The organism is Paenibacillus cymbidii, assembly GCF_004764705.1.
Classification (GTDB): Bacteria; Bacillota; Bacilli; order Paenibacillales; family NBRC-103111; genus Paenibacillus_AN; species Paenibacillus_AN cymbidii.
Genome location: NZ_SHLX01000004.1, coordinates 41,792 through 53,503 on the forward strand (window position 1 = coordinate 41,792; position 11,712 = coordinate 53,503).

The 11,712-nt window shown below is 54.8% G+C and carries 9 protein-coding genes; all 9 read left to right on the forward strand.

What is annotated here, in order from left to right; genetic code table 11:
* Positions 1 to 21 precede the first annotated feature (21 nt).
* Positions 22 to 1,224, forward strand: a complete 1,203-nt coding sequence (locus tag EXY20_RS07260; RefSeq protein WP_235885404.1) for a Gfo/Idh/MocA family protein — start codon at positions 22 to 24, stop codon at positions 1,222 to 1,224.
* Between the two features lie 93 nt (positions 1,225 to 1,317).
* Entirely contained in the window at positions 1,318 to 2,898 is a 1,581-nt protein-coding gene (locus tag EXY20_RS07265; protein WP_135549210.1) for an FAD-dependent oxidoreductase, read from the forward strand.
* Positions 2,899 to 2,932: 34 nt separating this feature from the next.
* Positions 2,933 to 3,889 (forward strand): ABC transporter permease, encoded by a 957-nt coding sequence (locus EXY20_RS07270; protein ID WP_135549212.1) that lies wholly within the window; start codon positions 2,933 to 2,935, stop codon positions 3,887 to 3,889.
* Between the two features lie 6 nt (positions 3,890 to 3,895).
* Positions 3,896 to 4,780 (forward strand): carbohydrate ABC transporter permease, encoded by an 885-nt coding sequence (locus EXY20_RS07275; RefSeq protein ID WP_135549213.1) that lies wholly within the window; start codon positions 3,896 to 3,898, stop codon positions 4,778 to 4,780.
* A 68-nt stretch (positions 4,781 to 4,848) separates the two neighbouring features.
* Positions 4,849 to 6,405, forward strand: a complete 1,557-nt coding sequence (locus tag EXY20_RS07280; protein ID WP_135549215.1) for an extracellular solute-binding protein — start codon at positions 4,849 to 4,851, stop codon at positions 6,403 to 6,405.
* A gap of 97 nt (positions 6,406 to 6,502) precedes the next feature.
* A complete protein-coding gene (locus EXY20_RS07285) occupies positions 6,503 to 8,137 on the forward strand; it encodes a response regulator (protein ID WP_135549217.1) in 1,635 nt (544 codons plus the stop codon).
* A 20-nt stretch (positions 8,138 to 8,157) separates the two neighbouring features.
* A complete protein-coding gene (locus tag EXY20_RS07290; RefSeq protein ID WP_135549219.1) occupies positions 8,158 to 9,945 on the forward strand; it encodes a cache domain-containing sensor histidine kinase in 1,788 nt (595 codons plus the stop codon).
* A gap of 83 nt (positions 9,946 to 10,028) precedes the next feature.
* Positions 10,029 to 10,706 carry an SGNH/GDSL hydrolase family protein gene (locus tag EXY20_RS07295; RefSeq protein ID WP_135549221.1) on the forward strand — a complete coding sequence of 226 codons (678 nt, stop codon included), beginning with the start codon at positions 10,029 to 10,031 and terminating at the stop codon, positions 10,704 to 10,706.
* A gap of 2 nt (positions 10,707 to 10,708) precedes the next feature.
* Positions 10,709 to 11,692, forward strand: a complete 984-nt coding sequence (locus tag EXY20_RS07300; RefSeq protein WP_235885432.1) for an aldo/keto reductase — start codon at positions 10,709 to 10,711, stop codon at positions 11,690 to 11,692.
* Positions 11,693 to 11,712: the final 20 nt, after the last annotated feature.

Consider the following 11,712-nt stretch of genomic DNA (forward strand, 5'->3'; position numbering starts at 1 on the left):
GAGATAGGATGGGGGAATGTTGTGGGGGAGTGGTGGCTGTGGCCGACGCTTTCGCCTGACGAAAGGATGATGAAGATGAATTTGGGCGTGATCGGGTATGGATTGCGGATCAAAGGTATGGTTCAAGCAATCATCGCAAATGAGCCCGCCTGCAGGCTGACGGCTATTGTCGATCCGCGGCAGGACGAGATCCGCAACCAATTGAACGAAAAGGAGCGGAACGCCGTCCGCTTCTATTCCACGCCGGAAGAGATGCTGGAGTCGGCGGAGCTGGACGGCGTGTTGATCGGCACCCGCTGTTCGCTGCACACGCAAATGGCGCTCAAGGTGCTTCCCACCGGCATCCCGTTGTTTCTGGAGAAGCCGGTGGCGACAACAATGGAGGACTTGCTGCAATTAAAGCGCGGCTGGGAAACGGCACGTTCCCCCGTACTCGTGTCTTTCCCGCTCAGCCTCAGCAAACTGGTGCTTCTGTCGAAAGAAATTGTCGATTCCGGCAAAATCGGCACGGTTGAACACGTACAGGCAGTCAACAACGTCCCTTACGGCGGCGTTTATTTCCACGCCTGGTATCGCGACGAGAACGAAACGGGCGGCCTGTTCCTGCAGAAGGCAACCCACGATTTTGATTACATCACGTCCATCCTTCAGTTGAAACCCGTGAGCATCTGCGCCATGACCTCCAAGCAAATTTTCACAGGAACAAAACCGGCCGGACTGAAGTGCGTCGACTGCAGCGAAAATAAAACCTGCGAAGAAAGCACGGCTTTCAGCTCTCCGCAAACCAGGCAAAACTGGGCCTATTGCTGCTTTGCCGAAGATACGGGGAACGAAGATTCCGGCAGCGCCCTGATTCGTTACGAAAGCGGCATGCATGTCAATTATTCGCAAAATTTTTTCGTCCGCAGGACGGCGGAAGCGCGCGGAGCAAGATTCATGGGCTACAAAGGAACGCTGGCGTTCGATTTCTACACGAACCGGATTCAGGTGCATATGCACCACACCCCCAGAGTGGAAACCTACCAATTGGACCAGGAGGAAGACCACGCCGGCGGCGATGCCGCACTGGCCAAAAACTTCGTGGAGATGATCCGCGACGGGAAACCGCCGGTTCGCACGCTCGATGACGGCTTGTTGAGCGCCCTGATGTGCCTGAAGGCAAAGGAATCCTCGCTGAACGGACAGTTTTGCCAGGTGGCCTGGCAGCAGCCGGCAAGATCATAACAATGAACCAATCCACTGTACAAATGTACCTTTGGCAACAGGCTTAACTGGAGTAAGCTTGCAATGAGCAATTCCAAGAGAGGGGAACGACCCATGCAGCATGAGGTGAAAAGCGATATCACCATCCTGGGCGGCGGCGTTGGCGGTTGTGCGGCTGCGCTCGCCGCCTGCCGCCAAGGTTGCAGGGTGGTGATGACCGAAGAGACGGATTGGATCGGCGGTCAATTGACGAGCCAGGCCGTGCCGCCGGACGAGCATCCGTGGATCGAACAATTCGGCTGCACGGCCAGCTACCGTCAATTCCGCAACGGAGTAAGGGATTATTATCGCCGGCATTTTCCGTTGACGGCGGAAGCGCGAGCGAACGTTCGGCTGAATCCGGGCAACGGCGTGGTCAGCCGTTTATGCCACGAACCGCGCGTGGCGCTTGCCGTGCTGCAGCAGATGCTGGCGCCGTACATCCACAGCGGCCGTTTGACGATTCTGTACGAAACCAAAGCCGTACACGTGGAAACGGAGCGCGACAGCATTCAAGCGGTAACGGTGCTGCATACGGGAACGGGGAAACGTACCGTGCTCCATGCGAACTATTTTCTCGATGCCACGGAATGCGGCGATATTCTCGCCCTGGGCGGCGTGGAATATGTGACGGGTTCGGAATCACAAGCGCAGACCGGCGAGCCGCATGCGCTCCCGGGAGCGGCGGACCCGATGGACATGCAGCCGATCACTGCTTGTTTTGCGATCGAATACGAAGAGGGCGCAGACCATACGATCGACAAGCCGGACCAATATGATTTCTGGCGGGATTATGCCAATACGGACTTCTGGTCGGGCAAATTGCTCAGCTGGACGAATCCGCACCATATTACGCTCAAGCCGATTACGTTTCCGTTTTTTCCTGTCGAGGGCGGTCCGGTTTCCCGCTGGACGTACCGGCGGATCATCGACAAAAGCAATTTTGCCGCCGGCACTTATGCAAGCGACATCGTCACGGTCAACTGGCCGCAAAACGACTATTGGCTGGGGTCGATTATCGATGTCGGCGAAGAAGAACGGCTGCGGCATTTGACGGGAGCGAAGCAGCTCAGCCTGTCGCTGCTGTATTGGATGCAGACGGAGGCGCCGAGACCGGACGGCAAGCTCGGTTATCCGGGCATCCGGCTCAGCAAGGCAACGGTAGGCACCGAGGACGGGCTGGCCAAATATCCTTACGTTCGCGAATCGCGCCGAATCCAGGCGGCGTTCACCGTTCTGGAGCAGCATATCAGCACTGAGGTCAGGGGCGAGGCGGGAGCTCAGCCTTTTGCCGACTCGGTGGGCATCGGCGCTTATCGGATCGATCTGCACCCGACGTTGGGGCAGCGGCCGTATCTCGATTTGTCCTGTTATCCGTTTCAAATTCCGCTCGGTTGCCTCATTCCGGTTCGCGTCCGCAACCTGCTGCCGGCATGCAAGAATATCGGAGTCACGCATATCACGAACGGCTGCTTCCGCCTGCACCCGGTGGAGTGGAACATCGGCGAAGCCGCCGGGGCGCTTGCCGCTTACTGCTTGCAGCACGGCGACGAGCCCGCTCGGGTGAGGAATTCGCCGGAACGTCTGGCGGATTTCCAGCGGCGGCTGACATTGGAAGGCGTTGAGCTGCAATGGCCCCGAGTGTCGGCGTTGTAATCGCAGCGGGGTGCGGAAAGGAGGCACGATAAGGATGGCAGAGCAGGAACGGGCCGCCTTTCCAGGCTACGCTCCCGGCAAAAAAACAAAGGCCTGGAAGAAAAAGGCGCTGACCCATTACGATCTTTATTTGCTGTTGATCCCCGGATTGGCTTATCTGATCGTGTTTAAATACGTCCCGATGTACGGCCTTATCATCGCGTTTAAAGATTTTAACGTGTTCAAAGGCATCGGCGGCAGTCCTTGGGTAGGTCTCGAGCATTTTCGGAATCTGTTTCATTCCAGCGATTTTTATTTGGTTCTGCGCAATACGCTGCTGATCAGTTTGTACAAAATTGTGATTCTGTTTCCCATCCCGATTGTGATCGCGCTGTTTCTGAACGAAGTGAAAAGCCTGTTGTGGAAAAAGACGGTGCAAACGGTCATTTATTTGCCGCACTTTTTATCGTGGGTCGTTATTGCCGGGTTGTTCGTCAACATTCTTTCGCCGTCGGGCGGGCTGATCAATCAGCTGATCGTCCATCTTGGCGGACAACCTGTGAAATTTTTGCTCGACAACGACTGGTTTCGCAGCGTGTTGGTCGCCACCGCGGGATGGAAGGATTCCGGCTGGAACGCGATTATTTTCCTGGCGGCGATTGCCGGGATCGATCAGGAACAATACGAAGCGGCCAAAATGGACGGGGCGGGCCGACTGCGGATGATGACAAGCATCACGCTGCCCGGCATCGCCACAACGATTTTTCTGATGCTGATCATTCGGCTGGGGTCGATTCTGGAGGCGGGAACGGAGCAAATTTTGCTGCTGTACAACCCGTCGGTGTATCAATCGGGCGATGTGATCGGCACTTACATTTATCGCATGGGCCTCGGCAATCTGGATTACAGCTTCTCTGCGGCAGTTGGCTTCTTCAATTCGGTCGTCGGCTTCATTCTTGTCGTTTCCGGCAACTACGCAAGCAAAAAGTATGCGCAAAAAGGCGTGTGGTGAGGAACCGTGAAAACAAACAAATGGCGTTCGGGCGAATGGGTTTACGATGCCTTCATCCATTTGACGCTGCTGCTGAAGGTCGTGGTGTGCGTAGGGCCCTTCCTTAACGTTCTGTCCAAATCGCTCAGCGCGGACTGGGCGATCATCGCCGGCAAAGTAACATTGCTGCCGCAAGGGTTCACGCTGAGCAACATGAAATATGTCGCGACGAACCCGCATTTTCTGAGCGCCTTCAAAATTTCGTTGCTCATCACGATCGTGGGGACGCTCGCTTCCCTGTTATTGACGGTCGTCACGGCGTATCCGTTGTCCAAACGCGATTTGCCGGGCGTAAACGTGCTGGTGTTGCTGTTCGTCATCACGATGCTGTTCAGCGGCGGCCTAATTCCGACGTATCTGCTGGTTAAACAGCTCGGAATGCTGAATCATCTAAGCTCGCTGGTCGTTCCCGGACTGGTCAATGTGTTTAATTTGCTGCTGATCAAAAATTACTACGAAAGTCTTCCGGAGAGCCTGGAGGAATCGGCTCGTATAGACGGCGCCTCCAATATGAGAATCATCTTCCGTATTGTGCTTCCGCTGTCCGCGCCGGTCATTGCGACGATCAGTTTATTTTACGCGGTGGCGTATTGGAGCGACTGGTTTCAGGCGATGATTTATATCAACACCCCGGCGCTTAAGCCGCTGCAATTGTACTTGCGGGACATTGTGCTGGAAGCGACAAGCGATCCGCTGGATGCGACGCGCAACCTGGATCAATTGTTGAACCTGTCGCCCGAAGGCATTCGCAATGCGACGGTCATTTTATCGACCGTGCCGATCCTGCTGGTGTATCCGTTTTTGCAGAAGCATTTTATCAAGGGCATTTTAATCGGTTCGGTAAAAGGGTAGGGCAAGCCGGTCATTTCTCTTTTTGCGAAAAGAGTTTATGATAACGATGACATGGGAGGGTTTACAGGATGAAAAGAAGAGGTTTGGGTCAGGGAGCCGCGCTTGTCCTGCTTGCCGGCAGCGTGCTGGTCGGCGGGTGCAGCAGCTCCGGCGGCACGAAGGATACGAAGGACGGGCAGGGAAGCAGTTCCAAGGCGCCCGCCGCCAGCAGTGCGGCCAGCGCGGCGCCGAAGCCGGCGCTGAAGGCGCTCAAGTCCTACATGCCGGAGGACCCCAACAACTATCCGTCCGCCAAGGTGCTGGAGGCGAGAACGGGGTACAAGGTACAGTACGATTTGCTGCCGCAAAACAATCCGCTCGACAAGCTGAATTTGATCATGGCTTCAGGCGCGGATTACGATCTGGCTACCGTCACGGACAAAAACACGTTCAACAAATACGCGCTTAGCGGCGCGCTGACGGATCTGGAGCCGCTGATCGAGAAGTACGGGCCCAACATCAAAGCCGGCATATCCTCGGACAGCTTCAACGCCACCCGGGTGGACGGCAAAATATACGCCATTCCGACCAAAGCGCTGGTGCAGGTGGGCAACGGTCTGCTCATCCGTCAGGATTGGCTGGACAAGCTGAGCCTGAAAATGCCGACAACGCCGGACGAATTCGCCGCCATGCTGCAAGCTTTCAAAGACAAGGATCCGGGAGGAAGCGGCAAGAACGGCATTCCGTTTACATTGTCTTCCGCGGTTTCGACGATTCCCAATTTGATCGGCGCCTTCGGCATGCCGAATACGAATAACCCGACGAACGGGAAAATGCTGAATATCGCCGAAGATCCCGCGTACCAGGACTATTTGAAATTTCTCATCGGTCTTTATCAGAAGGGTCTGATTGACAATGAATTCGCCAGCAACAAAGTGGAAACCACGCGGGAAAAATTCACCAGCGGCCGGGCCGGCGTATTGGCAGCCAACTGGGCGGACATCCCGACGGTGATGGATGCGCTGCAGAAGGTGAAGCCGGATGCCAAAGTCGTGTTTGTTTCGCCGTTGACGGGCAAAGATGGAAAGGCCGGCTACGGAGAACCGGTCGGGTACTCCTCCTACAGCATCGTTCCCAAGTCTTCCAAGCACCCGGAGGACGTCGTCAAGTGGATTAATGCGATCCTGGAGCCCGAAACGTATAAAAGAGTCATGGTAGGGGAAGAAGGAGTGGACTACACCGTTCAGAATGGCAATTACGTGCCGATTCTGCCGAAGTTCAACGACGATGTCAACTACGGCGGCACCTTCCTCGTCGGCCATATCGAAAAGAACTTTCCGATTCTGTGGCAGGCCCGGGTACAAAAAGACCCGCGTCTATTCGAAGGCTTCAAGCAACTGAACAACAATCTTGCCGACAAATATAAAGTGGAGGACGTCATCGGCTACGCGTCCGATCTGAAGCTGACTGCGCAAAATTCGCAGAAGCTGAATCAATTGGTCAACGATTACGCCGTCAAGGTCATCATGGGCGCCGAAGACATCGCCAAATACCCCGATTTCCTCAGCAAATGGAAGGCGGAAGGCGGAGAAGCGATGATGAAGGAAATTAACGACTGGTACGCCACGTATCCGGGAAAAAAATAAGCGATAGCTGGTCGGGCAGTGAAGGTAGACAAATCGTGACGATTTGTCTATTCTTCATTCGGGACAGCCGGAAAATCAAACGGTAGGGGCCGAAAAGATGTACAAGATGATCATTGTGGACGATGAGGCGACAACAAGGTACGGTTTGCGGGTTTGCGTGGACTGGAACGCGTACGGCATCGAAATTGTCGGTGAAGCCGGCGGCGGCGAGGCCGGTTTGCAGCTGGCCGAGCAGCTGCGTCCGGATATCGTGCTGACCGATGTGAAGATGCCGGGCATGGATGGGATCGAGATGGTCGGGCAGTTGCGGAGACGGTTCGAAAAAATGAAAGTGATCTTCATCAGCGGCTACGACGATATTGAATACCTCAAGCAAGCGATGAAATTCGATGCGATCGATTATATTTTCAAACCGGTCAATTTGGCCGAACTGCTTCAGGTTGTGCAGAAGGTGGTGGATTTATCCAAGGAGGAGAAAGGCCAGCAGGATATATTGCTCCAGATGAGCGCCAAATTGCGGGAGAGCATGCCGCTGCTGCGCGAGCGTTTTTTTATTCAGCTGCTGACGGACGATAAGGGACAAGACGCGCATGTGCTGGAGAAACGGATCGAATTTCTCGACTTGTCGCTCCCGCTCGCCAGCCTATATTGCACGCTGATCGTCAGCCTCGATAATAAAGCGTCGATCCTCGGACAAATGAGCCAGAAGGAAACGGAACTGATCTCCTTCTCCGTGCAAAATATTTGTCAGGAAGTCGTGCGGGGGCAGTTGTTCGGTTATGTGATCGAGCATACGACGGGGGAGTACGTCATCATTCTTCAGCTGACGAACGATGAAGAGCAGGAAGAAATTTTTTCGCTTGTTGCGGAGCTGAAAGTCAAGCTGCACGATTTTCTGGAACGCTTCATCCATACGAGCTTGACCGTCGGCGTTGGCAGTTGCGTGCATCACCTGAAGGATTTATCCTATTCTTACCGTACGGCGTCGGAAGCCGTACAAATGAAACTGTTTCTGGGGAATAACAAAATCATCACCGTCGACGACATGGAAACGGGAAGAAACGTCGACCTGCGCAACATTCATACAGCTGTCAATGCGCTGCCTTCCTTGCTGAAAAAAGGGATGGAAGACAAGCTGCTCGCCTGTCTCGACGCACTGTTCGACGAGATTGCCCATTATCGCGGCATGACGCAGCACCATTGCCGGACGATCGCGCTGCAGGTGCTGTCGGGAGCGTCCCACTTTCTGGTCGAGTACGACATGGCTACCGAAACGCTGCAGCAGCAGGAGCGGAAGCTGGGCGAAGTGTTGTTTCAACTGGAAACGATCTATGACATGAAGCTGGCGTTGAGCGAATATTTAGTGGCGGTATGCCGAATCGTAGGTGAAAAACGCAGCAAAAAAACGCACGAGGTGATCGATCGGATCAAGGCGGTCATCCGGGAGCAGTATCCGATGAATTTGACGATTGACGACATTTCCAACCAGGTGTTTTTCAGCTCGACGTACATTTGCTTGCTGTTCAAGCAAGAGACGGGCGAAACGATCAACGACTACCTGACGCGAACGAGAATGGAGCAAGCGAAGGAGCTGCTGGTGAATACCGATCTCAAGCTGCACGACATTTGCTTCAAGATCGGTTATGCCGAACCCGGCTATTTCAGCAAACAATTCAAAAAAATGTTCGGCTTCAGCCCGAGCGAATACCGCGATATTTATTCCAATTCCTGACGAATGGCGGCGGAGGGACGATGAGCCCGTACTTGATGAACAACCGGTGGATATACAGCAAGAAGATGATCGTCGTTTATTTGGGGCTGGTGATGATTCCGGTCGTTTGCCTGCTGTCCTACTTCTATCACAAGTCCAGGGGAATTCTGGAGGACGAGGTCACCCAATCGATGCTGGCGGCGATCAATCAAGTCGAAATCAATGTGTCCTACCGGCTGTCCAAAGTCAATGAGATTTCCGATATTCTGGTGATGAATGCGGATTTGCATCGCTATTTAAGCGTCAGACTCCCCGAACGCGATGCGTATCAGCAGCTTGTGGAGCAAAAAGCGCTTTCGAACATGATCGACAATTTGCAAACGAGCCCGGACATCGAAAAAGTGCGGATGTACGTCGATCCGGGCAAAATGTATGCCGGCGAACATGTGAATTTTTTCAGCCTGGATGAAGCCGTACACATGCCCTGGTATAACGCGGTGCTGGAGCAGAACGGCGGGATGTATTGGATTTCCACCTACACCTATCATTATCTTGGCGCCAAGGATCCCGTTTGGATCATGTCTGGCGCCAGAATCGTCAAAGATCCGGACGACTACAACAAGATCGAAGGCATTATGCTGATCGATTTTCCGGTGAAAAATATAGGGGCCATTCTCCAGAACGTCCATTTCAACTCGAAGGATTCCACGATTTATATGGTCGACGAGCACGGCAAGGTCATTGTCCATTCGGACGAGTCCATGCTCGGACGCGAGACGCTGGACGATCGCGTGTTCCGCGACATCGCTTCGCGGGATCAAGGGATCGCGGCGTATAACGGGGACCAGGGGCGGCAATTTGCGATTTACAAAACGATTCCGAGCACCGGATGGAAAATCGTCACGACGGTTTCCGCCGCCACGATCAACCATACGAATGCGACGTACAGCTCGATGAGCTCGATCATTATTGTGCTCGTCGCTTTGCTCGTGCTGTTTCTTGTCGCTTTCGTCATTTTTGGCTTCGTCACGGAAAATATGGTGAAGCGGATTACGCAAATGACGCAGCTGATCAAAAGGGAAGGCGTTCATACGCTTGACGATGTTGCCTCCGAGCAAAAGGGGACCGTCGTTCGCCTGGAAAAAAGCGTACGGGTAATGCTGGCCACCTTAAAGATGCTGACGGAAAAAAATTACGGGGAGCAAATGCGGGCGAGAGAGGCGCAGCTCAAGGCGCTTCAAGCGCAAATCAATCCGCACTTTCTGTATAACACGCTCGACAGCATCAACTGGATGGCATTAACCCGCGGCGCAAACGACATCAGCATGATGATCACGGCATTGGCCACCTATTTCCGCTTGAGCTTGAATCGCGGCAAGGATATTGTGACCGTCGAGGACGAGCTCAATTTGGCCAAGGTTTATTTGGATATTCAAAAAAAGCGGTTCCCGCAATTCGATTACGACATTCGTGTGGAAAAAACGATTTTGTCGTGCCTGCTGCCCAAGCTTACCCTGCAGCCGATCATTGAAAACGCGCTGCTGCACGGCATTCAGAACAAAGCGGACCGCCAGGGGACCATTATCATCTCCGGCGAGCAAACGGAAGACGGAATGGTTGTCGTCATAGAAGATAACGGGGCCGGGATGGACACGGAGCTCGCCGAAACCATGTTGGCGAAGCCCTCGAAGCAAACAAGCAAAAGCTACGGCCTACACAATGTGCTGGAACGAATCCAGTTATTTGCCGGCGAAACGAGCGGGATTCGGATTCACTCCCGGCCGGGCGAAGGAACCCGGGTCGAAATCCGGATGGTTCGCAATTCATAAGAATGAACCAGTAAACCGTGCTTTTGTGCGTGTTCCTTGCGGATGAATCGTTCTATATTCATCTCTGAGAGGAGCGATGCAGCATGGAGCAACAGAGGATGAAGCCGCAAAAAAAGCTTGTGGTTGCGTTCGGCGACAGTATTACGGCAGGCGTTCATTTGCTGCCGGAGGACACGTATTTGTACAAGCTTGGCACGTTGATGAACTGCGTCACGATTAATGCCGGCATCCCCGGGCAAACGACGCAAGAAGCAAGGGGGCGAATGAGGCGGTTTGTCCGGGACCACGAACCCGATGTTTGTGTGCTGCAATTCGGCATGAACGACCATACGGCAACCGGCAGCGGCGGCCACGCCAAAGTGCCGCTTGACGAGTTCCGCGCCAATCTGGCCGGCATGGTGGAAGAATTGCGGGAGGATGGCATCGTCCCCTTGCTGTGCACGATCCATCCGATCCTCGAAGGCGACGAAAGCCGGTATTACTATGCGCGCCATCCGCAGCGCTGGTACGCTCCCGGCGGCGCGAATGGCCGAATCCGCGAGTATAACGACGCGATTCGCGACCTTGCCGGGCAATTGGCATGCGAGCTGGCGGATACGGAACGGCACTGGTCCGAGGCGATCGAAGCGGGGACGCGGCTTGAACAGCTGCTCCGTACCGTGGAAAATGCAGGCGCGGACGACGGCGTACATCCTACCCCGCTTGGCCATGACTATTATGCGGCTTGTATCGCCCCGCGGCTGGAGATGGTGCTGAATTGACCATGCTCATGACCACCATTCCGGGTACGCAACTGACCGTTTCGTCGCTTTGTCTGGGAACGGCTTCCATTGGCAGCGCCATCAACGAACAAGATTCGTTTCGACTGCTCGACCATTTCTGCGATTTGGGCGGGAGCTTCCTCGATACGTCGCTGAATTATGCCGACTGGCAGTGCAGCGTGCCAAGCATCAGTGAAAAAACGATTGGAAAATGGTTGAAGCAGCGTAAAGGCGGTCGGCCAATCGTCGTGGGGACAAAAGGAGCCTGCGCGACACCCGAACGCTTCTTTCGCTTGTCCCGCGCAGAGATTATTCACGATCTGCATAGCAGCCAACGCAATCTGCAGTTGGATTGCATCGATCTCTTTTGGCTGCACCGCGACGATCCGGGCGTTCCCGTAGCGTCGATCATGGATGTGCTGCACGAGCAGGTCGAGGCCGGCAGCATCCGTTATTTTGCCTGCTCCAACTGGACGCTCGACCGAATCGTCGAAGCGCAGAACTACGCTGCAAGCAAGGGCAAACCGGGATTTTGCGCCAGCCAGATTTTGTGGAGCCTGGCCAAGCCCAATGAGGCGAGACTGCAGGACAAGACGCTGGTTGCCATGGACGAGAGGACGCTGGCGTTTCACCGCCGCACGGGAATGGCCGTCGTTCCTTACTCCTCGCAGGCCGGCGGTTTTTTCAGCGGGCGTTTCGGTCCGGATGCTGTCGGTGTCGGCGGGAAAACCGCAGCGGTGCTGAGGGACTACGGCAATGCCGAGAATTTCGCGCGGCTCGCACGCGTCCGCGAAGTGGCGGCCCGCTTGAACGAAACGCCGGCTGCCGTTGCGCTTGCTTATTTGTTCGCGCACCCGTTTGCCGTCTTCCCGATCATCGGGGCAAGCAAACCGGAGCAGCTGACGGACAGCTGCCGGGCGGGGGAGCTGCGGCTGGATGCGGAGACCGCCCGTTATATCGAGCAGGGAGAAAGCGACAATTCCTAATCATGCCGGAGGTGGATAGT